Source organism: Leucobacter chromiiresistens (genome assembly GCF_900102345.1).
Classification (GTDB): Bacteria; Actinomycetota; Actinomycetes; order Actinomycetales; family Microbacteriaceae; genus Leucobacter; species Leucobacter chromiiresistens.
Genome location: NZ_FNKB01000001.1, coordinates 2506503 through 2530197 on the forward strand (window position 1 = coordinate 2506503; position 23695 = coordinate 2530197).

Consider the following 23695-nt stretch of genomic DNA (forward strand, 5'->3'; position numbering starts at 1 on the left):
TAACGTGATCAGCGCACCGCGGCCCTGCCTCGCAGCGCCCGCGCGACATCTCGACAACGGCGTTCTCAGGAGGAGCAGCATGGCGACGGCAACCACCCACGACACCGGATCGTCGACGCGGAAACGGCGCCGGACGACCTGGGACAAGCACACCTGGCTCTACGTCGCGGTCATCGCCGCCGTCGCGCTCGGCGCGATCATCGGGCTCGTGCTGCCCGACCTCGCCGTCCGGCTCGAACCGCTCGGCAAGGCGTTCGTCGCGCTCATCAAGATGATGATCGCGCCCATCATCTTCTGCACCATCGTGCTCGGGGTCGGCTCCATCGCGAAGGCCGCGACCGTCGGCAAGATCGGCGGGCTCGCCCTCGCGTACTTCATGCTCATGTCGACGTTCGCCCTCGCGATCGGACTCGTGGTGGGAAATCTGCTCCACCCGGGCACCGGGCTCGACATGCAGGGAGCGGAGTACGCGGTCGAGGGCGAGAGCAGCAGTACACAGGAGTTCGTGCTCGGCATCATCCCGACGACGTTCTTCTCGGCCCTCACCGGCGAGAGCGTGCTCCAGGTGCTCTTCATCGCGCTGCTCACCGGATTCGCGCTCCAGGGCCTCGGCGATCGCGCCGCCCCCGTCATGCACGCGGTGCGGCACCTGCAGACGCTCGTCTTCCGGGTGCTCGGCATGATCCTCTGGCTCGCCCCGATCGGGGCATTCGGGGCGATCGCCGCGGTCGTCGGCAAGACGGGAGCCTCAGCCATCTGGAGCCTCGGGGTGCTCATGGCGGGGTTCTACCTCACCTGCATCGTCTTCATCGTCGGCGTGCTCGGCACGCTGCTCTACGCGGTCACCCGCCTCAACATCTTCGCGCTCATGAAGTACCTCGGGCGCGAGTACCTGCTGATCGTCGGCACCTCCTCCTCCGAATCGGCACTGCCGCGGCTGATCGCCAAGATGGAGCACGCGGGCGTCTCGACACCCGTCGTCGGCATCACCGTACCCACGGGGTACTCGTTCAACCTCGACGGCACCGCCATCTACCTTACGATGGCCTCGCTCTTCATCGCCGCCGGCATGGGCGACCCGATGAGCATCGGCGAGCAGATCGGGCTGCTCGTCTTCATGATCATCGCCTCGAAGGGGGCCGCCGGAGTCACAGGCGCCGGGCTCGCGACTCTCGCCGGCGGACTGCAGGCCTACCGCCCGGAGCTCGTCGACGGGGTCGGCGTGATCGTGGGGATCGACCGCTTCATGTCGGAGGGGCGCGCGCTCACCAACTTCACCGGCAACGCGGTCGCGACGCTCCTGCTCGGTACATGGACGCGCCAGATCGACATCGCACGCGTGCGACGGGTGCTGCGCGGCGAGGTGCCGTTCGACGAATCGACCCTGAGCGGCGACGCTCACGGGAACGCGGCGAACGAGCTCACCACCGGGCGAACGCCGCATTGAGCACCGCGATCGCCGCGGGGCCCGCGGAGGAGGTGCGGAGCACCGTGTCCCCCAGCAGCAGCACCGCGGCCCCCGCCGCCTCCAACGCGTCGAGCTCCGCATCCGCGAACCCGCCCTCCGGCCCGACGACGAGCACCGCCTCCTGCAGCTCGTCAGTTGACGCGGCCGCGGTGCGCGCCCACTCCGACAGACGGGCGGCACCCCGCGGGTGCAGCACGATCACCGCGCGATCCTCGCACGCCGCGATGCCGCACAGCGCATCGAGCGTCGTGGGCTCCCGAATCTCGGGAACAGCGGCTCGGAGCGACTGCTTCGACGCCTCGCGGGCGATGCGCCGCCACTTCGCGAGACCCTTTGCGGTCTTCTCCTCGCCCCCGGCGCCATCCCAACGCGAGACCGAGCGGGCGGCCTGCCACGGCACGATCGCGTCGGCGCCGAACTCCGTGGCCTGCTCGACGGCGCGCTCGTCGCGATCCCCCTTCGCGAGGGCCTGCACGAGCACGACTCGGGGGCCGGGTGGTGCGGGCCGGGAGACCTCCCGATCGATGCGCACCGTGCAGCGATCCTTCTCGACCGCATCGACGACTCCCTCGCCGAGCGCTCCCGCCCCGTTGCCGATCAGGATGCGCTCCCCCACGCGCAGCCGACTCACGCGCACGGCGTGGCGGCCCTCCTCACCGCCGATCTCCACGAGCGACCCCGGAGCGAGGCCCGCGTCGTCGAGATCCTCGCGGTAGTAGAGGTTCGCCACCCTCAGCCCTGACGGAAGAAGCGATCGCGGATCTTGCCGAAGAACCCCTGATGGAACTCGCCGAGATGCGGGGCGTCGTCCTTCCGCAGCGAGGCGAGCTGCCGCACCAGATCCTTCTCGCGGTTCGACAGCTTCGTGGGCGTCGTGACCTGCACCGCGATCTTCAGATCGCCGCGCGTCGTGCTGCGCAGCCCCTGGATGCCGCGGCCGCGGATCGTGAGCATGTCGCCCGACTGCACACCGGGCTCGACCGCCACCTCGACCTCGCCGTCGAGACCGGCGAGCTTCGCCTGCGCCCCGAGGATCGCGTCGGTCATGGAGAGCTGCATCGTGCAGAGCAGATCGTTGCCGTCGCGGCTGAAGGTGTCGTGGTGCATCACCCGGAACTCGATGAACAGGTCGCCGTTCGGCCCGCCGCCCGGCCCGACCTCGCCGCCGCCGCGCATCTGCAGGCGCGTGCCCGTATCGATGCCCGAGGGCACCTCGATCGGGAAGGTGCGACGCTCGCGCACCCGGCCCTTGCCCGCGCACTCCACGCAGGGGTGCTCGATGATCGTGCCGTACCCCTGGCAGCTGCCGCACGGATGCATCGTGACGACGTTGCCGAACAGCGAGCGCACCTGACGCTGCACCTGCCCCTGGCCGCCGCACACGTCGCACGTGACCGGGTGCGTGCCCGGCTGCGTGCAGCTCCCCTGGCACACCTCGCACAGCACTGCAGTGTTCACCGATATCTCACGCTGCGTGCCGAAGATGACGTCCTCGAGCGAGACGTCGACGCGGATCATCGCGTCGTCCCCGCGCTCCGAGCGGGATCGCGGCCCGCGCTGGCCGGCGCCGCCGAAGCCCCCGCCGCCGAAGAACGTCTCGAAGATGTCGCCGAAGCCGGCGGCGCCGCCCTGCGAGCCGCCCATGTCGTACCGCTGGCGCTGCTCGGGATCGCTGAGCACGTCGTAGGCGTGCGTCACGTTCTTGAACTGATCAGCCGCCTCCTCGCTCGGATTCACATCCGGGTGCAGCTGCCGGGCGAGTCGCCGGTAGGCCTTCTTGATCTCTTCGGGGCTCGCTTCGCGGGAGACACCGAGAGTCTCGTAATGATCGGCCACGCTGTTCTGCTCCTCAGGGTCGGGGATGAAAATGATGGGCGGGGTGGGCGGACGCTACCGCTCCTCCCCCAGGAATCTATTGAGATAGCGTGCGACGGCACGCACCGTGGCGATGTTGCCCGCGTAGTCCATGCGCAGCGGGCCGAGCACGCCGAGCTTCGAGATCGCAACGCCGTCCTCGTACTTCGACGCGATGATCGAGGTCTCGGAGAGGCCGTACGCCTCGTTCTCGCGTCCGATCGACGCCGAGACCTCGCGGTCGTCGTGCGCCAGCTCGCCGAAGAGCCGGAGCAGCGTCACCTGCTCCTCGATCGCCTCGAGCACGACGGGGAGCGAACCGGCGAACTCGCCGCCCGGCCGCGACAGGTTCGCCGCACCCGCCACCGCGATCCGGTCGTTGCGGTTCGCCTGCAGCTGCCCGAGCACGACCGCGAGCACGCGCTTCACGAGTTCGGCCTCGTCGGGCTGCGACCACTGCAGCAGATCCTCGTCGAGCCGGGCCACCGCCCGCGCCGCAGACTCGACGTCGCTGCCGACCGCCGCCTCGGCGATCCGCTGGCGCAGCCCGTGCACCCACGCCTCCGTCACGCGCGACGCCGGCAGCAGGGCCACCTGCTGCTCGACTACGCCGCTTCCCAGAATGAGCACGCTGAGCACCCGATCCTCGCCGAGCGCCACGAGATCGATGTGGCGCACGACGGTGCGGCGCAGCGAGGGATACTGCGCGACCGCGACCTGATTGGTGAGCTGAGAGAGCAGGCGCACGGTGCGCGCCATCACGTCGTCGAGGTCGGAGGACTCGCCCAGGAACCGCTCGATGGCGGAGCGCTGCGCCGAGGTCAGCGGGCGGATGCGCGCGAGCGTGTCGACGTACAGGCGATAGCCCTTGTCGGTCGGCACCCGGCCCGACGAGGTGTGCGGCTGCGCGATCAGCTCGTCCTCCTCGAGCAGCGCCATGTCGTTGCGGATCGTCGCGGCGGAGACGCCGAAGCTGTGGCGCTCGACGATCGCCTTCGACCCGACGGGTTCGTTCGACGACACGTAATCGCCGACGATCGCGTGCAGCACCGCGAGGCTGCGCTCCGAAACCATCGCCCCTCCTGACCCTGGCACTCACTTGCTCCGAGTGCCAAGTCTAGCGCAGGGCGCGCGCTCTCCGGCGGTTCCCGCTCGCAGCGAACACGCCGCGGGCATCCCGTGCCCGCAGGGCGCGGACGCCCGCCCGCATCAGGCGCCGAGCAGCCGGTGCACGACGGTATCGGCGAGCAGGCGCCCCCGCAGGGTCGGCACGACGCGGCCCGCGATCGCCGCCCGCCCCTCGATGAGCCCGTCGGCGATCAACTGCGGGATCGCGCGGCGCTCACCGGCGCTCAGCACGTCGGCGGGCAGACCGTCGACGATCCTCGTCTCCAGCAGAATGCGCTCCTCGCGCCGCGACTCGTCGGTGAGCGACTCCCGCGAATGCGCCGGCGACACGCCCCGCTCGATGCGCTGCGCGTACGCGCCCGGATGCTTCACGTTCCACCAGCGCACGCCGCCCACGTGGCTGTGCGCACCGGGGCCCGCCGCCCACCAGTCCTCACCCGTCCAGTAGGCCAGGTTGTGCCGCGAACGCGTCTCCGGCGAGCGCGACCAGTTGCTGATCTCGTACCAGGAGAACCCCGCCTCCGCGAAGCGCGCATCGGCGAGCTCGTACATCTCCGCGTGCAGATCCTCGTCGGGCGCGGCGACCTCGCCGCGTCGGATCTGCGCGGCCAGCTTCGTGCCGCGCTCGATGATGAGCGCATACGCGGAGATGTGGTCGGGCTCGCACGCCAGGGCCGCGTCGATCGACCGCTCCCAGTCGCCCAGGCTCTCCCCCGGCGTTCCGTAGATGAGATCGACGCTCACCTGCAGGCCCGCATCGCGAGCCCACCGCGTGACCAGCGGCACGCGCTCGGGCGAGTGCGTGCGGTCGAGCGTCGCGAGCACGTGCGGCACCGCCGACTGCATGCCGAAGCTCACCCGGGTGAACCCCGCATCGGCCAGCGTCTGCAGGTACGCCGCGTCGACCGAGTCGGGGTTCGCCTCCGTCGTCACCTCGGCGCCGCCCGCGAGCCCCCACTCGTCGCGGATGCGGCCGAGCATGGCGGCGAGGTCGGAGGCCGGGAGCAGCGTCGGGGTGCCGCCGCCGAAGAAGACCGTCGAGGCAGGGCGCTCGGGGAGCCCCGCGTCGCGCAGCACCCGGCCGCCCAGCGCCAGCTCGCGCCCGACCTGCGCCGCGTAGTCGCCGCGCGAGGTGCCGCCGAGCTCGCTCGCGGTGTACGTGTTGAAATCGCAGTACCCGCAGCGCACGCGGCAGTAGGGCACGTGCACGTAGACGCCGAATCGGCGCCCCTCGGCCCCGATCTCCACCCCGCCCGGCAGCGAGCCGTCTTCGGGAGCGGGATCGCCGTCAGGCAGCGCGCTCGGCACGGAGCTCCCCCTCGGATGCAGCGCGGCGAGTCGCGAGTCGTCGCACGATCACGTGCGCTTGCTCGGCCGCCGCTGGTGGGTGGGGCCGGTCGCCGCGTCACCGGAATCGGCCTCTGGCTCGCCTGCGGGCGCCGCCTCGGGAGCCGGGGCCTCGTCGGGCGCTGGCTCGCGCTGCGGCGCCGGCGCTGCCGCGGGGTCCGGCTCCGGCTCGGCCGCGGGCTCGACCGCCACCGGTTGCTCGCCGGCGCTCGGCCCGAGGTCGGGGGCGGGCTGCGCACCCGGTGCGAGTGCCGCGATCCCGCGCTTCACCGCATCGAGTGCCGTGCGCACGTCGGCCCGGCCGCGCAGGCCGAGCAGACCGTTCTTCGGTGCCGCGACGAAGCCGCGCGCGACCGCCCAGACGGTGTCGTCGGCCCGGTGCTCGATGACGAAGAGCTGCTCCCCCACGGCGCCCGCCTCGTCACCGGTGCCCCAGGCGAAGCCCACGCGCCGCTCCTCGTCGACCGTGTAGACGACGAGCACGCTCCGGGGATCCTGGCCCTCCGCATGCAGCACCGCGGTGGTGCCGGCCACGATGTACGGCTCCCCGTCGGGCCCGAACTGCTCCTCGACGTCGCCCGCCGCCTCCGGCTTCCCGTCGCCGTCGAAGCTCGGGCCCACGTACTCGGATCCGGTGCCGCGCACGATGTCGGTGACGCGCACACCCGAACCGCGCTGCGCGCCCCAGGTCATGAGCAGGCTCGACGCGATCAGGAACCGGTCCTGGCCGCTGCCGAGACGCAGCTCCTCTTCATAGGGCGTCGTGCCCTCCGGCGGATACTTCACGACGTCGGGATCCTTCGAGGCGCCGACCGCGGCGTACGCGACCGGCATCTCGACGTGGCTGCTGCGCCGGGGCGGCTGATCCTGACTCATCGCTTGCCGCCCTCCTTGCCCTCCACATCACCCGAGAGTGCGGCGATGAACGCCTCCTGCGGCACTTCGACGCGGCCGACCATCTTCATGCGCTTCTTGCCCTCTTTCTGCTTCTCGAGCAGCTTGCGCTTGCGGCTGATGTCTCCGCCGTAGCACTTCGCCAGCACGTCCTTGCGGATCGCGCGGATGTTCTCGCGAGCGATCACGCGGGCGCCGATCGCCGCCTGGATGGGCACCTCGAACTGCTGGCGCGGGATGAGCTTGCGCAGGCGCTCCGTCATCATCGTGCCGTACGAGTAGGCGTTGTCGCGGTGCACGATCGCGCTGAACGCGTCGACCGCCTCGCCCTGCAGCAGGATGTCGACCTTCACGAGGTCCGCCTCCTGCTCGCCCATCGGCTCGTAGTCGAGGCTCGCGTAGCCCTGCGTGCGGCTCTTCAGGTGGTCGAAGAAGTCGAAGACGATCTCGCCGAGCGGAATGCTGTACCGCAGCTCGACGCGCTCGCCGAGGTACTCCATGCCCAGCAGCCTGCCGCGACGGCTCTGGCAGAGCTCCATGATCGCGCCGACGTAGTCCTTCGGCGCCAGAATCGCGGTCTTGACGACCGGCTCGCGCACCGAAGCGATCTTGCCGTCGGGGTACTCCGACGGGTTCGTGACCGTGATCTCGCGGCCGTCCTCGGCGGTGACCTGGTAGACGACGCTCGGCGCCGTGGCGATGAGGTCGAGGTCGAACTCGCGGCGCAGACGCTCCGAGATGATCTCGAGGTGCAGCAGCCCGAGGAACCCGCAGCGGAAGCCGAATCCGAGCGCGACCGAGGTCTCGGGCTCGTACTGCAGCGCCGCGTCCTCGAGCTTGAGCTTGTCGAGCGCCTCGCGCAGCACCGGGTAGTCGGAGCCGTCGAGCGGGTACAGGCCGGAGAACACCATCGGCTTCGGATCGGTGTAGCCCGGCAGCGCCTCCGTCGCCGGATTGCGCTTCGCGGTCACCGTGTCGCCGACCTTCGACAGGCGCACGTCCTTCACGCCCGTGATGAGGTAGCCCACCTCGCCCACGGCGAGCCCCTGCGTCGGCTGCGGCTCCGGCGCCGACACGCCGACCTCGAGCGCCTCGTGGTCGGATCCGGTCGACATCATCTGGATCTTCTCGCGCGGCGACAGCCTGCCGTCGATCATGCGTACGTACGTGACCACGCCGCGGTACGGGTCGTAGACCGAGTCGAAGATCATCGCCCGCGGCGGCGCGTCGGCGAGGCCGACCGGCGCCGGGATGCGCTCGACCACGCGATCGAGCAGCTCCTCGACCCCCGCGCCCGTCTTGCCCGACACCTTGAGGATGTCCTCGGGATCGCCGCCGATCAGGTCGGCGATCTCCCGCGAGACGCGCTCGGGATCGGCCGCGGGCAGGTCGATCTTGTTGAGCACGGGAATGATCTCGAGATCGTTCTCCATCGCGAGGTAGAGGTTCGCGAGCGTCTGGGCTTCGATGCCCTGCGCCGCGTCGACGAGCAGGATCGCTCCCTCGCACGCCGCGAGGGAGCGGGAGACCTCGTAGCTGAAGTCCACGTGGCCCGGGGTGTCGATCATGTTGAGGGCGAAGTCGCCACCAGCGACCTGCCAGTGCATGCGCACCGCCTGCGACTTGATCGTGATGCCGCGCTCGCGCTCGATGTCCATGCGGTCGAGGTACTGGGCGCGCATCTCGCGGTCGGGCACGGTGCCCGTCACCTGAAGCATGCGGTCGGCGAGGGTCGACTTGCCGTGGTCGATGTGCGCGATGATGCAGAAGTTGCGGATCTTCGCGGGGTCGGTCGACGCCGGGACTGGAGGGTTCAGGCTGCGTGGAGACATTGTCCGCAATTATCGCACGCCGCCGCGCCCCTGCGAGCAGCACGGCGACGCAAACCCGTTCCCGTGCGCCGGCGCTCCTGCGAGAATGAGCAGATGCCCCGCGTCGTCGCCCTGTATCGCCACCCCGTCAAGGGATTCACCCCCGAGCCCTGCGACCGGATCACGGTGCAGCGCGACGGCCGCATCGTCGGCGACCGCGTGCTCGCATTCCGGTTCGCCGATGCGGCGCTCCCCGAGCAGCGGGACGGCCTCGACTACTGGCCGAAGGCGCGCGGCCTCGCGCTGCAGGATTTCCCGGCGCTCGCCGCGCTGCGCCTCGCATACGACGCGGCCGAGCACCGCGTCACCATCTTCCGCGACGGCGCCGTCTGGGCGTCGGAAGCGCTCGACGACGCGGGCCGGAGGCACCTCGCCGACGCCGTCGCCGAGTTCGTGCTCGGCACCCCCGAGGGCAGGCGTCTGCAGCGCCCCGGGCGACTCCCCCTCGAACTCGTCGGGGACGGCGCGCACGCGCGCTTCCAGGATCGCGAACAGGGATACGTGTCGCTGCACGGCCGAGCGAGCGTACTCGCGCTCAGCGCAGTCATCGAGCGGCCGGCCGGCGACGAGCGGCCCGCCGGCGTCGATGCGGTCGCGTCCGACTCCACCCACGGCCTCGCCCCGGGGGCCCTGCTCGACGACCGTCGCTTCCGCTCGAACATCGTGATCGACGGCGTCGACGCCTGGGAGGAGCTCGACTGGAGCGGACGTGTGCGCATCGGCGAGCTCGAGTTCCGCGTCGCCGAGCCGATCGTGCGCTGCCTCGCGACGCATGCGAACCCCGAGACCGGCGAACGCGATGCCCGGGTGCTCACCACGCTCACCCAGCGCGTCGGACAGTCGGAGCCGACCCTCGGCACCCTGCTGCTGCCCGCCGCTCTGCCGGCGCCGGTGCGCGCGGGCACCGAGCAGGGAAGCGCGCCGTGGGGCGACATCGGCGTCGGCGACACGGTCGAGCTGCTGGACGCGGCGACGTGAGCGTCGCTCCCCCTCCCGCCGGCGCACACGCAAGGCGGGGGCACTGGGAACCGCACGTCGGTTCTGCTAGACTCGGGTCTTGGCTTGCGTGTGGTTTTTCACCACACCACCCGTAAGGTGCCCTCTCTCACCGTGCGGAAACAAACCGTCAACCGGATCTAAAGGACACATCTCAACGTGGCAAACATCAAGTCGCAGATCAAGCGCATCAAGACCAACCGCAAGGCGACTGAGCGCAACAAGGCGTACAAGAGCGAGCTCCGCACCGTGGTGCGCGCGGCACGCGAGGCGATCGCTTCGGGCGACAAGTCGGCTGCCGAGGCGAAGCTGAAGGTCGCCGGCCGCAAGCTCGACAAGGCCGCCTCGAAGGGCGTCATCCACAAGAACCAGGCTGCGAACCGCAAGTCGAAGCTCGCCGCACAGGCGGCAGCGCTCTAACTCGCGCTCGCGTACGAAAGAGGCCCCGCTTCGGCGGGGCCTCTTTCGTTTCCCCGGGGACGGCGTGCGCTCGCCCGGAGCCCTCGCTGCAGACCGCGGGTCGGGCGTCGCGCCCGATCGCCGGTGCCGCGACGGGTTAGGCGATCCGCCCGCGCTTGGCGACGAACAGCAGGTACTTCTCGAGCGCGTACTCGGGGTCGCGGCTGCCGCCCTTCAGCATCCACTCGGTGTCCGCTGCGAGGTCGATCGCGCGCGCGAGATCCTCCTCCCGCCACCCGCGCACCTCTCGCAGTGCCCGATCGACCTGCCAGGGGGCCATGCCGAGCTCCTTCGCGAGCTGACCGCCCGATCCGCCGGCGCCGTAGACGCGCGCCATCGCGCGCACCTTCATGTTGAGCGCCGCGAGCATCGGAATCGGGTCGGTGCCCGTCGCGAAGGCCTGGCGCAGCAGCACGAGCGCGTCGGCCGCGCGCCCCGCCGTCGCGGCGTCTGCAACCCGGAACGCGTTCGTCTCGACCCGACCCTCGGTCGCGCGCGACACCTGATCCTCGGAGATGCGGGTGCCGACATCGGAGACGAGCTGACCGATGGCCCCGGCGAGCTCGCCGATGCCGCCCGAGTAGGCCGCGGCGAGCTGGCGCGCGGCTCCGGGCGTCGCTTGAGCGCCCAGGCGTCGGAACTCGGCCTGCACGAACGCAAGTCGATCCTGGTCTTTCTTCACTTCGGCGCAGACGACCTCGATGCCGCCGCCGGCTCCGCCGCGGACGAGGTCGAGCAGTACCTTGCCGCGCTGCCCGCCGGCGTGTCGCAGCACGAGCGTCGTGCCGTCGGCGGGCTCGGCGACGTAGCGCTTCGTGTCTTCGAGGAACGCATCGGAGCACTTCTCGACCCCGTCGACGCGGATCAGCCGGGGCTCGGCGAACAGCGATGGGCTCGCGATGGTGAACAGCTCGCCCGCCGTGTATGCGGCGGCATCGACATCGTGGACCTCGAGGTCGGCATTCGTCTCGCTCAGCGCGGTGCGGATCGCCTGGCCCGCTCGGTCGGCGAGGAAGCTCTCGGGGCCCGAGACGAGCACGACCGGGGCGGGGCGGGCCTCGCTCCAATCGACCTGGGGAATCTTCGTCTTCGCAGACGCCGCGCGGGGAGCTGCCTTCCGTGCCTGTGCCACTCCCCCAGACTACCCGTCGTGCGTCGCGACACTCGACGCGCGCTGCGTGCGGGGTGCCGGGGGTTCGGGCGCGCCCGGCATGCGGCGCCCCATACCGCGCGCCATACCCGGTGCGTCGCGTTCGACCCACAGGTCGAGTGCGCCGGGAGCGCCGCCGACCGCGACCGACCCCATCAGGTCCGTGCGCAGCACCGTGGTCTGGAGGCGCGCGAGCTCATTCGTCACCATCGGCGCGGGGTGCCCGTACGAGTTCTCGGCACCGACCGAGATGAGCGCGACCTCGGCCGATGCGCGGGTGAACAGGAGCGGGTCGTGATCCGCGGACCCGTGGTGCGCGACCTTGAGCACGTCGACGTCGAGGTCTGCGCCGGAGCGCTGCAGCGCCCGCTGCTCGTCCTCGCCCGTGTCGGCGAGCATGAGCACCGAAGTCTCGCCGGCCTGCACGCGCAGCACGAGGCTCGCACTGTTGGTATCTGCAGGCACGGCGCCCGGCGCGGGGGCGAGTACTTCCCAGACGAGATCGCCGAGCGCTTCGCGCGTGCCCGACGCACCGATGCGAGTGGGCACGCCCGCTGCACTGAGTTGCTCGAGCACCGGTCGGGCGTCGCCGTCTTCGCGGTTGCTCGGGGCGACGATTGCGCGCTCCGCCCGGTCCACGACTGCTCCCAGTGCTCCCACGTGGTCCCGGTCGTCATGGGTGAGCACGAGAAGCGCGATGCGCTGCACGCCGAAACGCTCGAGGCACGACGTCAGCCGCTCGGGGTCATCTCCGGTGTCGACGAGCATGACCCGCTCGGGGGCGTTCGCATCGCGCAGCAGCAGCGCGTCGCCCTGGCCGACGTCGCACGCGACGACGTTCCAGTCGCGCGGGGCGGTGAGACGGATGGTGGTCGGCACGATCAGCGTCGGGCCGAGGAAGACCCCGACCGATCCGCACAGCAGCGCCGCCACCCACACCGTCACTGGTCGCGGACGGGGGCGCGTGCGACCCCACGGCACGCGCCCGCTCGTGATGGGGGGAATCGTGTCGTGCTCGCCTGCGACCCGCCCCCGGCAATCCACCTCGGCCCGATCACGCCCCTCGCCGAAGCGCCGGTCGAGCAGCCCCCACGCGATGAGCACCGCCCCCTCCACGAGAGCGAGCAGCAGCGCCCCGCCCCAGCCGCCGGGCCACTGCCAGCGCGCGCCGGGCAGGGATGACGTGACCTCTGCGGTGGCGGCGATCCACCCGGCGGGAAGACCGGACAGATGGACGAGCACCGTGCCTGCCGATGGAACGAGCTGGGCCGCGAGCATGGCGAGCAGCCCCAGCCCCGTGCCCCAGGGTGCGGCCGGCGCCGCGAGCACGTTCGCGATGAGCCCGGCGGCGGGAAACCCGGGCTGCACGAGCAGCAGCAGCGGCCCGCAGGCGCATTGCGCTGCGATGGCGACTGCGATCGGTGTTCTCAGCCAGGCAGGGCCCGGTGCGATCCGCCCCAGGGCCGCGGCGATGCCCGGGGTCCAGAGCAGTATGCCGGCGGTGGCGGCGACGGAGAGCGCGAAACCGGGTTGCAGCGCCTGCCACGGATCGCTCATGAGCAGCGCGAAGGTCGCGATGCCGAGGCCGGGAAGTGCGACTGCCCGCTTCCCTCCGAACGATGAGGCGAGCACGACCGCGGCCATTACGGCGGCGCGCTGCAGGCTCGGATCGGGGCCCACGACGATCACGAAGCCGGCCAGTCCGAGCGCAGCGGCACTCAGTCGGGCTCGACGAGGAATGCGCAGCCACCCGGCGAGCGTCGTGATCGCGGCGATCACGAGCGCGCAGTTCGCCCCGGAGACGGCGGTGAGGTGCGTGAGCGAGCTGACCTGCATCTGCTGTTCGAGGCGCTCCGGCAGCAGCGACGTGTCTCCCACGGCGAGGCCCGGCACGAGCTCTGCTCCCGGCACCGACTGCGCGGCCGCTCGCAGGTCGGCGCGCATGTGCGCAGCGACCCCCGTGAGCGCCGCCCGGAGCGTGCGCCACGGTCCCGGCGACTCCGGCTCCTCGCCCGCCGCGAATGCGGTGACCCGAACGCCGTACTGCGCCGACGACCCGTGATCGAGTTCGGCGAGCGCGCCTTCCACGCGGAGCGCGGTGCCGGGGCCCCATGTCTCAAGTGGGCCCGCTTGACGGCCGGGTGCTGATTCGTCGCCGGGCAGCGCGTCATCGTCGAACCAGAGCACGACGGGCAGGGAGCCGCGCGCCGAGCGCGCCGCGGCGGGCACCCACGCCGACGGTCCGCCATCGGAGCTCGCCGCTGCCGCTTTCGGGAAGCCGCGCAGCTCGACGTCGAGCGCAGTATGCTGCCCGCTCGATGCGACCTCCGCGAACCCGGCGTCGGCTCGCACCGCCTCGAGCCCGTCGATTCGAGCCCCGAGCAGTACGATCATCGCGCACGCGATCGCCGCGTACGGCAGCAGCACCGCGCCGCAGCGGGAGTGCCGTGCGACGACGGCGACGATTCCCAGGACGAAAGCCGTGATTCCGAGCCATCGCCCGGCTCCCGGGTGCACCACGGCGGCAGCGACGAGGCCCCAGGCGAGGAGCGCGGGTGCGAGCAGACGGCCGCTGCCGGGCGCAGATGTCGATGCGCGGGTCACGGAGTCACGAGTTCTCTGAGCCCGTCGAGCGTCTTGGCGCCGATACCGGGAACGTCGAGCAGCTGATCCACCGACGTGAAACCGCCGTTCGCGTCGCGCCAGTCGATGATCCGCTGCGCGAGCGCCGGCCCGATGCGCGGCAGCGTGTCGAGTTCGTCGACCGTCGCGGCGTTCAGTGCGACCTTGCCACCTGCACCTGCGCCTGCGCCTGCAGCGCCACCGGCGCTGGCCGCACCCGACCGATTCTCCGCGTGCTCGCCGTTCGCGGCGAGCGAGGGGTCGGCCCGCCAGGTTTCGGCGAGGGCCGCGTCGGGCACCACCACCTGTTCGCCGTCCGTCGCCGTTCGCGCCAGGTTCACGGCGTCGAGCACCGCGGCTTCGGTCGCGCCTCCCGCGGCCTTGATCGCATCGGCGACCCGCGCCCCCGCCTCGAGCTCCACGACGCCCGGGGCGCGCACCTCCCCGACGACGTGCACTTGCACCGTCGAGTCCAGAGCTCCGGTGTCGCCTGAGCCGGCGCCCGACTGGTCCGCGGCCGCCGAGGCCCCTCCGCCGGTCGCCCCGGCGCCGGTCGCAGCAGTCTCCCCCGCCGCGTCGGCGTCTGCTCCGGGTTCGACAGCCGACCCTGCCGCCGACGCCGGGTCGGCTGCTGCCGCTGCGTCGACGCCGTGCCCGCGCGCCAGGGTGATGCCGATCGCGATCGCAACAGCCACGGCGAACACGAGCAGCCCCGCCATCGCGGGTGCCGCGATGCCGCGGCGAAGCCATTCCCCGATGCCCGTGCGCGGCGCCCACTCCAGCGACGGGGCGCCGCGCCCACCAGGAGGGTCGCTCGTGCGCCAGTGCCCACTCGAGAGAACGGACTCGCTGGTGAGGATGGGCCGCGTGCGGGTCGCGCCGTCGCCCTCACCCGCGCGGCTCTCGACGCCCGCGCGGGTCTCTTCGCCCGCGGGGCTCACGGCTCCCGCGGCGGCGCTCTCTGGTGCTTCGTGCTTGCGCATGCGCCCACGGTAGAGCGCTGATCGGCGCGCACGGCCGGTCTCGAACCGACTGTGGAGAACCGAAGATCCTCGGCGCTCGCCGCTCCGATGTGAGCGGCGAGCGCGGACCACGGAGGCGCCCGCCGCCGCTCGAGCGAGCGGGGTCGTTTTCGGAGCGTGTCGGGCATGCGACACGCTCCGAAAGTGACCCCGCTCGCGCAGGAGGCGCAGGAGGCGGCGACGCAGCCGACGCCCGGCGGCCGCAGCCGCCGGGCTAGGCGGCGGGCTTCGTGGCGATGCTGACGATCTTCGGCACGCGCACGATCACGTTCACGATCTGCCGATCGCCGATCGCCCGCTGCACCGCGGCCGACGTGCGGGCGGCCGCCTCGGCATCCGCCTCCGACACGGACGCCGGGAGGGTGAGGCGATCCCGCACCTTGCCGTCGACCTGCACGACCATCGTCACCTCGTCCTCGACCAGCAGCGACTCATCGGCCTTCGGCCACTCCACGAGGGCGACGCTGGGCTCGTACCCGAGCTTCGCCCACATGTCCTCCGCGGCGTACGGCGCGAACAGCGACAGGATGACCGCGATCGCCTCCGCCGACTCGCGCACGGCGGGGTCGGCGACACCGGCGCCCGAGTCGATCGCCTTGCGGGTCACGTTCACCTGCTCCATGAGCCGCGCGACGACGACGTTGAACTTGTACGCCTCGACGAGCCCCGGCGCGTCGGCGAGGAGGCGATGGGTGGCGCGGCGCAGCGCGGTGTCGCCATCGGCGAACGAGACGCCGCGGGCGGCGCCCGACCCCTGCACGTCGTCGGCGATCCGCCACGCCCGCGCGAGGAACTTCGCGGAACCCTGCACCGACACGTCGGCCCAGTCGATGTCGTCCTCGGGCGGGCCGGCGAACGCGAGGGTCACGCGCAGGGCATCGGCGCCGTGCGCCTTCAGCTCGCTCGCGAACTCGACGAGATTGCCCTTCGACTTCGACATCTTCGCGCCGTCCTGCAGCACCATGCCCTGGTTGAGGAGCGCGGTGAACGGCTCGTCGAACTCGAGGTAGCCGAGGTCGTGCAGCACCTTCGTGATGAACCGCGAGTAGAGGAGGTGCAGAATGGCGTGCTCGACGCCGCCCGCGTACTGGTCGATCGGGCCCCACGCGTTGACGGCCGCGGGATCGAACGCCTGCGTCGCATCGTTCGACGACAGGAATCGCAGGTAGTACCAGGAGCTGTCGACGAACGTGTCCATCGTGTCGGGGTCGCGCGTCCAGGTGTCGCCCGTCTCGGGGTCGACCACGGTCGCCCACTCCGTCGCTGCGCCCAGCGGCGAGGCGCCCTTCGGCTTGAGGTCGAGGCCCTCGGAGGCCGGCAGCTCGACGGGCAGCGCGTCGGCGTCGACCGGCCGCATCTCCCCGTTCTCGTGGTGCAGGATCGGGATCGGCGTACCCCAGTAGCGCTGGCGCGAGATCAGCCAGTCGCGCAGCCGGTAGGTGGTGGCGGACCGACCGGTGCCGCGCTCCTCGAGCACTTCGACGGCGCGGGCGATCGCCTCGGCCTTCGGCAATCCGTCGAGCTCGCCCGAGTTGACGAGCACGCCCTCGCCCGCCGTCGCGACGCCGCTCTCCGCGGGGTCGGGCAGGGGGGCGCCGTCGGCGTCGCGCACGTCGACGACGACGCGCACCGGCAGCTCGAACTTCAGCGCGAAGTCGAGGTCGCGCTGATCGTGCGCCGGGACGGCCATGATCGCGCCATGGCCGTAGTCGGCGAGCACGTAGTCGGAGGCCCATACCGGAATCCGCTCGCCGTTCACGGGGTTCACCGCGAAGTGGTCGAGGAAGACGCCGGTCTTCTCGCGATCGGCGCTCTGGCGCTCGATCTCGGTCTGCTTCTGCGCGGCGGCCAGGTAGTCGCGGAAGGCGGCGCGCGACTCCTCGGAAGCCCCCTCCGCGAGCTCGGCCGCGAGATCGGAATCGGGAGCGACGACCATAAACGTCGCACCGTGCAGCGTGTCGGGTCGCGTGGTGAAGACGGGCACCTTCTGCTCGCGCCCCTCGATCTCGAACTCGACCTCGGCCCCGCGGGATCGCCCGATCCAGTTGCGCTGCATGTTGAGCACCTTGGCTGGCCACTGCCCTTCGAGGGCGTCGAGGTCGTCGAGCAGGCGATCCGCGTAGTCGGTAATGCGGAAGTACCACTGCGTCAGCTTCTTCTTGACGACCATGGCGCCCGATCGCTCGGACGTGCCGTCGGCGAGCACCTGCTCGTTGGCGAGCACCGTCTGATCCACCGGGTCCCAGTTGACCCAGCTGGCCTTGCGGTAAGCGAGGCCCTTCTCGTACATCTTGAGGAACAGCCACTGATTCCACCGGTAGTACTCGGGATCGCTCGTGTGGAGCACACGGCTCCAGTCGAACGAGGGCGCGTAGATGCGGAACGACGCCTTCTGCTGCGCAATGTTCGCATACGTCCACTCGCGGGGGTCGACGCCGCGCTTGATCGCGGCGTTCTCCGCGGGCAGCCCGAACGAGTCCCACCCGATCGGGTGCAGCACGTCGTACCCCTGGCCTCGCCAGTACCGAGCGAGCACGTCGCCGAAGCAGAACGCCTCCGCGTGGCCCATGTGCAGGTCGCCCGACGGGTAGGGGAACATGTCGAGCACGTACTTCTTGGGGCGCTCGCCCGACTGCGCGGCCGCCCCCTCGGTGTCGACCTCGAACGGCTTCAGCTCATCCCAGACGGGGAGCCAGCGATCCTGAATCGCCTGGAAGTCGTAGCCCTCGGCGTCGCGCCCCTGCTGCTCGGTCACACATACCTCGATCTCGGTTCGAATCGCCCGCGTTCGCGAGCGCACACTTCCGACCAGAATACCGGGTTCGCGGGCGGAGGATGATGACCGCTCAGCGCGCGGAGCAGCACAGCGCTTCGAGCAGCGCCGCGGCCTTCACGTGCTTCTCCGAGACCTCGGACGCGGCGACCGAGTCGATCGTGATGCCGCCGCCGGCCGCAGCCCGGGCCACCGGGCGATCGCCGCGGTGCAGCTCGACCGTGCGGATCGTCATGGCCAGCTCGGCGTCTCCCCCGCGATCGATCCAACCGAAGCACCCCGAGTAGAACCCGCGGGGCCCGCCCTCGATCCGCTGCAGCAGCTCCACGGCACGACGCTTGGGCGCGCCAGTCATCGACCCCCCGGGGAACGCCGCCGCGATCGCATCCCAGACCCCTGCACCGCGCGCGAGCGCGCCCGAGACGGTGCTGACGAGCTGCAGCACGTGCGGGTGCGTCTCGACATCGAGGAAACGATCGACGCGCACCGACCCGGGCTCGCACACCCGGCTGAGATCGTTGCGCATCAGATCGACGATCATGAGGTTCTCCGCCCGCTCCTTCGGATCGGCGGCGAGCCGCGCGGCGAGCTCCCGGTCCGCCCGGCCGGAGCCGCCCCGCCTGCGGGTGCCCTTGATCGGATGCGTCGCGACGCGACGGCCGCGCACGGAGAGGAAGCGCTCGGGGCTCGCGCTCACGAGCGCATGGGAACCGGCGTCGAGGATGCCGCCCCGCATCGGCGGCCCGGCCGCCCGCAGGCGCTCGTAGATCTCGACCGGATCGCACGCGCCCGGCACCTCGGCGGTGTCGGTGAGACACAGCACGTACGCCTCGCCCGCGCGGATCGCCGCCCGGCACTGCTCGACCGCTTCGGCGTACTCCGCGTCGCTGCGGCGCCAGCGGGGCGCGTCGCCGGGGTCGTGGCGGCGCGCCGGAGCCGACTCCGGCTCGGCGACTCCCTCGGCCGCGACGGGGCGCAGGTGCCGACCGTGCCGATCGAGCCACGCGTCGATCGCCTCGCGGCTCGGCCCGCGCAGCTCGACCGCGTTCGCGTCATGATCGACGGCGACCACCACCTCGCACCGCAGCGCAACGGCGACGGGCGAGGCGACATCGGGCGCGAAGCCGGGATGCGGCTCGGGATCGGGCGCGACGCCGGGCGCGGGGTCGCGCGCGACGCCGAGCACGGGGCCGGGCGCGAAGCCGGGCGCGGGATCGGGCGCGATGCCGAGGAGGGCCGCCCCGAATTCGTAGGCGAGCGCGATCGCCCATCCGCCACCGAAGCCGCGCCGCTGCGGGAATGCGCCGCTCGCACCGCCGTGCGCCTCGTCCGCAGCGACCGCACCCGACTCGCGCCGCATGCGCTCCAGGAACTCGTGCTCCTCCCCGGGAGCGGCCCGTCGCACCTCGCTCGCGATTCCGAGGATCGAGACCCGTTCCTCCCCCGCTGCGGCCCCGCCGCCATCCCACCAGAACCAGGGGGCGCCGTCAGCGGAGAAGCGGCGGGCGAGTTCGGCTGCGACCACCTCGGCTCCGGGGCCGAGCGGCGGCACGGGGCGCGTCACCTGCGCGGGCATCGGGTCGGGCATCGTCTCAGCGTACTGCCGGTGATACGCTCGCGGCATGCATCAGGCGGACGCGGGGCGGGCGGCCAACGCGACGGGCGACGCCGACGCGACGGGTGACGCCGACGCGACGGGCGACGCCGACGCGGCAGCCGGGGCGCTCACCCCGGAGCCGGAGACGGCGCAGGCGGAGACGGCGCAGGCGGTTGCTGAGGCGTTGACGGGCCGCGCGCCGCGCACGCTGCTCGCGGCGGACTCGTTCCGAGTGCGCGCGCATTCGGGCCGCATCGCCGTGCGGGGTTTCGCACGGCACCTCGAGCGGTTCTCGCGAGCCGCCCGCGAGGCCTGGCACGAACGGCTCCTGCAGCAGGGCGTCGAGGTCGGCGCGCACGCCGTGAGCGCGGGCCGGCGCATCGCGGCGTTCCTCGAACAGGTGCCCGAGCGCCTCGCATCGGGCGGCGAGGGCTTCCCCCGCCTCGAACTGTGGGCGACGGATCAGCCGAGCGCCGCCCCGGCTCCGCAGCTCGAGCTCGCGCTTCGCCCGCTCCCCGCCCTCCGCGAGTCGGTCGAGCTGCGCTCGGCGCCCCGCGGCGACCGGCCTCTGGCGCATCGGAAGGGGCCGAACATCGAGGCCTATCGCGCGTTGAGCCGGGAGCTCGCGGCGGAGCCGCTGCTGCTCGACGCCTCGGGCCGCGTTCTCGAGGGAGCGACCACGAGCCTGATCTGGTGGGATCCGGCATCCCACCGCGGCGCGGTATCGGCGCTGCACCACCGCGTGCCATCGGTGACGGAGGCGCTGCTGCGCGAGGGCGCCCAGCTCGACCCCCGATTCGCGACTGCCGAGCGGCTGGCGGAGTGCGAGGTGTGGGCCGTGAACGCGCTGCACGGCATCCGATGGGTCAGCCGCATCGACGACATGCCCTGCGCGCCGCCCGACGCTCAGCGGCTCGCCCGGTTCCGCGAGATGCTCGACCGCCGCTGGGAGACGGTCACAGCTCCACGAGCCGTGCGCTGATCCCCTCGGGCAGCTCGGTGTGCGTGATGAGCACGACGGCGCGGTCGTCGGGCACCGCCCCGAGCAGGTCGAGGACGAGGCGATCGGCGAGTTCGCGGTCGACTCCGGCGGTCGGCTCGTCGAGCACGACGACCGGGAAGTCGGCGAGGATCGCGCGGGCGAGCGCGATGCGCTGCGCCTGGCCGCCCGAGATCCAGGCGCCGTCCGCCCCCAGGCGCGCGTCGAGTCCGCCGCGTTCGAGCGCCCAATCGGCGAGGCCGACGCGGTCGAGCACCTGCCAGAGGTCGTCGTCGCTCGCCGTGCCGCGCTCTTCGCTGTCGCGGGCGAATCTCAGGTTCTGGCGCAGGTCGGAGTCGAAGAGGTACGGCCGCTGCTCGCACAGCCCCACGATCTCGCGCACGGCGTCGGGGTCCATCGCGCGCGCATCGAGACCGCGCAAACGGTACTCGCCGCGCGATTCGAGGAATCGGACGAGGGCGAGCGCGAGGGTGCTCTTGCCCGCCCCGCTCGCGCCCCGCACGACGAGGGTGTCGCCGGGAGCCAGGGCGAAGTCGACGCCGCTGATGGCGTCGCGCGACGCGCCGGGATACCGGGCGGCGAGACCGCGCACCTCGAGCAGCGGCGCCCCTGGAACGGGATCGGAGGCGCCGCCGCTGGCGGCGGCGATGGCGGGGGCCGGTGCGCCGTCGCGGCCCGCCTCCCCGACCAGCTCGGCCGGCAGGTCGCCCTCGGTCAGTTCGGCGACGCGGTCGGCGCTCGCCTCCACCGCGCGCCTCGCCGCGAGCGCGGCGGGCACCTGCGCGAAGACCTCGAAGACCGCCGCGGGCACCACCGCCGCCGCGGCGAAGAGCGGCGCCGACAGCCCGTCGCCGAGACTCGGGAGCATGACGAGGATCGCGAGCAGCGAGGCGGCTCCGGCGGCGCAGCCCAGCACCGCGGCGGTGAGACCCGCCGAGCGCGCGCGTCGCAGCTGCAGTGCCGAGAGTCGGCGTTCGGCGGCGGCGATCCGTTCGCGCTGCATCTCGATCGCGCCGAAGGCCGTCAGCACCTCGCCCGCGGCGAACCGCTCGAGCAGCGCGTCGACCACGGCCGCCCGCGCCGCGCTCACCTCGCGGTCCTGCGCGCCCGAGATGCGGCGGGAGAGCACGATCGCCGCCCCGCCGCCGAGCGCCAGCGCACCGAGCAGCACGAGCGCGGCGGGCACTGAGATCAGCGCGACGACGACGAGGCTCAGGGCGGTCACGATGCCGCTCACGAGCAGCGGCTGCCGCACGCGGAGCGCCTCATCCTGCAGCTGGTCGACGTCGTCGACGAATGCGGCGAGCACCTCGCCGCGGCGATGCGATTCGAGCCCGCCGGGCACGCGCGGCACGAGTGCGGCGAAGGTGCGCGAGCGGAGCACCGCGAGCTGGGCGAGCGCCGCGTCGTGGCTCGCGAGCCGCTCCGCGTAGCGGAAGGCCGCGCGCCCGATCGCGAGGGCGCGCACGCCCACGATCGCGAAGGTGAGGTGCAGGATCGGCGGCTGCTCTCCGGCCCGAACGATGAGCCACATGCTCAACCCGAGCAGGCCCACGATGCTGGCATCGGCGAGCACGCCGAGCGCGATGCCCGGGAAGCGGCGGGCCCGGCTCGGGAGGGCCCGTGCGAGCACCGAGCTCCGGTGCCGTGCCCGCTGCTCGAGAGCGGTCTCCGTGCGGGTCATGCGTCCACCTCGGCGATCTGCGGTTCGGGGCGCGCCGCGGCGACGCGCACCACGCGGTCGGCGGCGCGGTGCACGGCTTCGCGGTGACTCACCACGAGCACCGCGCGCCCGCCATCGGCCTCTCGGCGGAGCGCTGCGCAGACGACGGCCTCGCTCTCGGGGTCGAGCGCGGAGGTCGGCTCGTCGAGCACCAGGACTGCGCAGTCGCGGTTCCACGCCCGGTAGAGCGCGCGCGCCACCGCGATGCGCTGCGCCTGCCCGCCCGAGACTCCGGCGCCGGCGACGCCCAGTTCGGCGCCGCCGTCGAGGTGCTGGAGGCCGACGGAGTCGAGCGCGCGCCGCACGAGCCCGTCGTCGGGTGCCCGGTCTCCGAGTGCGACGTTCGCGGCGATGCTGCCGTGCAGCAGCCCCGGACGCTGGCCGGCCCAAGCGATGCGTTCGGGCGCGACGATGCGGCCGCGGATGGGCTCGACGAAGCCGAGCAGCGCCGCGACGAGCGTGGACTTCCCGGCCCCGGACGGGCCGGCCATGGCGACGAGTTCGCCCCGCCCCACCGCGAACGACGTGGGGCCCACGACGCGGCGGCCGCTCCGGGCGACGCTCACCTCGTCGAAGACGAGAGCCGGCTGCGCCGCATCGGCCGCCGCACCCACCGCCGCACCCTCCGCGACTCCGGGCCCGCCGTCCGTCGATGCCGTCCGCCGCGAGTGGCCCGCGGCGCCGCGCGGCGCATCCGCCGACTCGATGATCTCGAAGACGCGGCCCGCCGCCGCGAGACCCTCCGTGGACGCGTGGAACGCGGCGCCGACCTGGCGGATCGGCACGAAGGTCTCGGGGAGCAGCAGCAGCACGAAGAGGCCGAGCCCGAGGGGGAACTCGCCGCTCACGAGACGCGTGCCGACGGTGACCGCGACGAGCGCGATCGAGAACGTTCCGGCGAGATCGAGCACGAACCCCGAGAGGAAGGTGACGCGCAGCACGCTCATCGTGCGCGAGCGGTATTCCTCGGTCTCCCGCGAGATGCGGGCGATCTGCCGATCCTGCCGCCCGAAGATGCGGAGCGTCGCGAGTCCGGCCACGACGTCGAGGAACGACGACGAGAGGCGCTGCAGCTGGCTCCACTGCCGATCCTGCACCGCCTGCGTGGCGAGACCGATGAGGATCATGAAGACGGGGATGATCGGGAACACCACGATCACGATGAGCCCGCTCAGGGGGTCGGCGAGCAGCACCGCGAGGACGAGGATGGGCGTCGCGACGCCCGTGAGCAGCAGCTGCGGGATGTAGCCGGAGAAGTACCCGTCGAGCGCGTCGAGCCCGCGACCGAGCGACGTGGCCAGCTCGGCGTCTCCGGGGCCGGAGTCGCGCTGCGGCGAGCGCGCGTCGAGCGCGTCGAGCGCGGCGGATCGCAGCTGCGCCTTCACCCGCACCGCGCCGCGGGCGGCGACGACGTCCATTCCCCAGCCGGCGAGCGAGCGCACGAGCACGGCGGCGAGGGCGCCCAGCAGGAGCCAGGTGAGCTGCGCCGTGCCGTACGCGCCCTCGTCGATGCGTCCGCGCACGCCGGGGATGCCGTCCATCACGGGGAGCGCGAGCGCCGTGATGGCGTTCGCGAGGCACCAGGACCAAGCGAGCACCGCGCAGGTGCGCAGCAGTCCGAGACCGGCGCCGATCAGCAGCACTCCCCGCGCGGCGCGCGCGTATCGGAGCAGTCTCGGGTCGAAGGGTTTCACGAGGTTCCTGAGGGTCGGTGGGCGGCGGGCGTCTCCTGCGCCCGAGGCAGTCTACGGGAGCCCGGGGCTTCACATCAGATGAAACCCCGGGCCTCGC

The 23695-nt window shown here is 72.3% G+C and carries 17 protein-coding genes; 4 read left to right on the plus strand and 13 right to left on the minus strand.

The window, feature by feature from the left end; translation table 11 throughout:
- The first annotated feature begins 79 nt into the window (after nucleotides 1–79).
- Nucleotides 80–1447 carry a C4-dicarboxylate transporter DctA gene (locus tag BLT44_RS11465; protein WP_010156930.1) on the plus strand — a complete coding sequence of 456 codons (1368 nt, stop codon included), beginning with the start codon at nucleotides 80–82 and terminating at the stop codon, nucleotides 1445–1447.
- On the opposite strand, the gene BLT44_RS11470 is transcribed toward BLT44_RS11465, so the two are convergent.
- From BLT44_RS11470 to lepA, 6 genes are all read right to left on the minus strand, one after another.
- The gene (locus tag BLT44_RS11470; RefSeq protein ID WP_010156928.1) at nucleotides 1422–2198 is read right to left on the minus strand and encodes a 16S rRNA (uracil(1498)-N(3))-methyltransferase; all 777 of its coding nucleotides are present in this window, start codon (nucleotides 2196–2198) and stop codon (nucleotides 1422–1424) included. The genes BLT44_RS11465 and BLT44_RS11470 overlap by 26 nt on opposite strands.
- A gap of 2 nt (nucleotides 2199–2200) precedes the next feature.
- Nucleotides 2201–3304, minus strand: a complete 1104-nt coding sequence (gene dnaJ / locus BLT44_RS11475) for a molecular chaperone DnaJ (protein ID WP_010156927.1) — start codon at nucleotides 3302–3304, stop codon at nucleotides 2201–2203.
- A gap of 54 nt (nucleotides 3305–3358) precedes the next feature.
- Entirely contained in the window at nucleotides 3359–4396 is a 1038-nt protein-coding gene (hrcA, locus tag BLT44_RS11480) for a heat-inducible transcriptional repressor HrcA (protein ID WP_010156926.1), read from the minus strand.
- Nucleotides 4397–4531: 135 nt separating this feature from the next.
- A complete protein-coding gene (gene hemW, locus BLT44_RS11485) occupies nucleotides 4532–5758 on the minus strand; it encodes a radical SAM family heme chaperone HemW (RefSeq protein WP_010156925.1) in 1227 nt (408 codons plus the stop codon).
- 48 nt (nucleotides 5759–5806) lie between these two features.
- Nucleotides 5807–6673: a DUF1990 domain-containing protein gene (locus tag BLT44_RS11490; protein WP_083351992.1), complete on the minus strand. Its 867-nt coding sequence runs from the start codon at nucleotides 6671–6673 to the stop codon at nucleotides 5807–5809.
- Nucleotides 6670–8523, minus strand: a complete 1854-nt coding sequence (lepA, locus tag BLT44_RS11495; RefSeq protein ID WP_010156923.1) for a translation elongation factor 4 — start codon at nucleotides 8521–8523, stop codon at nucleotides 6670–6672. Before lepA ends, BLT44_RS11490 begins: the two co-directional genes overlap by 4 nt.
- Before the next feature lie 93 nt (nucleotides 8524–8616).
- On the opposite strand from lepA, the gene BLT44_RS11500 reads away from it, so the two are divergent.
- Nucleotides 8617–9540 (plus strand): MOSC domain-containing protein, encoded by a 924-nt coding sequence (locus BLT44_RS11500; protein ID WP_010156922.1) that lies wholly within the window; start codon nucleotides 8617–8619, stop codon nucleotides 9538–9540.
- 177 nt (nucleotides 9541–9717) lie between these two features.
- Nucleotides 9718–9978, plus strand: a complete 261-nt coding sequence (gene rpsT, locus BLT44_RS11505) for a 30S ribosomal protein S20 (protein ID WP_010156921.1) — start codon at nucleotides 9718–9720, stop codon at nucleotides 9976–9978.
- A gap of 136 nt (nucleotides 9979–10114) precedes the next feature.
- Here the strand turns inward: rpsT and holA are convergent, their stop codons facing one another.
- The 5 genes from holA to BLT44_RS11530 all read right to left on the minus strand — a co-directional run bounded on the left by holA (nucleotide 10115) and on the right by BLT44_RS11530 (nucleotide 19172).
- Nucleotides 10115–11149, minus strand: a complete 1035-nt coding sequence (gene holA / locus BLT44_RS11510) for a DNA polymerase III subunit delta (protein WP_010156920.1) — start codon at nucleotides 11147–11149, stop codon at nucleotides 10115–10117.
- Nucleotides 11150–11158: 9 nt separating this feature from the next.
- Complete coding sequence (locus tag BLT44_RS11515; protein ID WP_010156919.1) at nucleotides 11159–13771, minus strand: ComEC/Rec2 family competence protein; 2613 nt, start codon at nucleotides 13769–13771, stop codon at nucleotides 11159–11161.
- Nucleotides 13768–14772, minus strand: coding sequence for a ComEA family DNA-binding protein (locus BLT44_RS11520; RefSeq protein ID WP_010156918.1), 1005 nt, complete (start codon nucleotides 14770–14772; stop codon nucleotides 13768–13770). Before BLT44_RS11520 ends, BLT44_RS11515 begins: the two co-directional genes overlap by 4 nt.
- Before the next feature lie 253 nt (nucleotides 14773–15025).
- Entirely contained in the window at nucleotides 15026–17566 is a 2541-nt protein-coding gene (leuS, locus tag BLT44_RS11525) for a leucine--tRNA ligase (RefSeq protein ID WP_010156917.1), read from the minus strand.
- A 91-nt stretch (nucleotides 17567–17657) separates the two neighbouring features.
- On the minus strand, nucleotides 17658–19172 hold the full coding sequence (locus BLT44_RS11530) for an anthranilate synthase component I family protein (RefSeq protein WP_244887478.1): 1515 nt from the start codon (nucleotides 19170–19172) through the stop codon (nucleotides 17658–17660).
- Nucleotides 19173–19206: 34 nt separating this feature from the next.
- Here BLT44_RS11530 and BLT44_RS11535 point away from each other — a divergent pair, with 34 nt between their 5' ends.
- Nucleotides 19207–20163: an aminotransferase class IV gene (locus tag BLT44_RS11535; RefSeq protein ID WP_010156914.1), complete on the plus strand. Its 957-nt coding sequence runs from the start codon at nucleotides 19207–19209 to the stop codon at nucleotides 20161–20163.
- Here BLT44_RS11535 and cydC read toward each other — a convergent pair.
- Both cydC and cydD read right to left on the minus strand, forming a co-directional pair.
- Nucleotides 20138–21865, minus strand: coding sequence for a thiol reductant ABC exporter subunit CydC (gene cydC, locus BLT44_RS11540; protein ID WP_074690227.1), 1728 nt, complete (start codon nucleotides 21863–21865; stop codon nucleotides 20138–20140). The genes BLT44_RS11535 and cydC overlap by 26 nt on opposite strands.
- Nucleotides 21862–23598 (minus strand): thiol reductant ABC exporter subunit CydD, encoded by a 1737-nt coding sequence (gene cydD, locus BLT44_RS11545; protein WP_010156910.1) that lies wholly within the window; start codon nucleotides 23596–23598, stop codon nucleotides 21862–21864. The genes cydC and cydD overlap by 4 nt, the downstream gene beginning before the upstream one ends.
- Between the last annotated feature and the right edge of the window lie 97 nt (nucleotides 23599–23695).

Bases quoted from the DNA above. Each gene is read 5' to 3' on its own strand.
- BLT44_RS11465 (WP_010156930.1), top strand. From the start codon at position 80: ATGGCGACGGCAACCACCCACGACACCGGATCGTCGACGCGGAAACGG.
- hrcA (WP_010156926.1), bottom strand. From the start codon at position 4,396: ATGGTTTCGGAGCGCAGCCTCGCGGTGCTGCACGCGATCGTCGGCGAT.
- BLT44_RS11490 (WP_083351992.1), bottom strand. From the start codon at position 6,673: ATGAGTCAGGATCAGCCGCCCCGGCGCAGCAGCCACGTCGAGATGCCG.
- lepA (WP_010156923.1), bottom strand. From the start codon at position 8,523: ATGTCTCCACGCAGCCTGAACCCTCCAGTCCCGGCGTCGACCGACCCC.
- BLT44_RS11500 (WP_010156922.1), top strand. From the start codon at position 8,617: ATGCCCCGCGTCGTCGCCCTGTATCGCCACCCCGTCAAGGGATTCACC.
- BLT44_RS11520 (WP_010156918.1), bottom strand. From the start codon at position 14,772: ATGCGCAAGCACGAAGCACCAGAGAGCGCCGCCGCGGGAGCCGTGAGC.
- BLT44_RS11530 (WP_244887478.1), bottom strand. From the start codon at position 19,172: ATGCCCGACCCGATGCCCGCGCAGGTGACGCGCCCCGTGCCGCCGCTC.
- BLT44_RS11535 (WP_010156914.1), top strand. From the start codon at position 19,207: ATGCATCAGGCGGACGCGGGGCGGGCGGCCAACGCGACGGGCGACGCC.
- cydC (WP_074690227.1), bottom strand. From the start codon at position 21,865: ATGACCCGCACGGAGACCGCTCTCGAGCAGCGGGCACGGCACCGGAGC.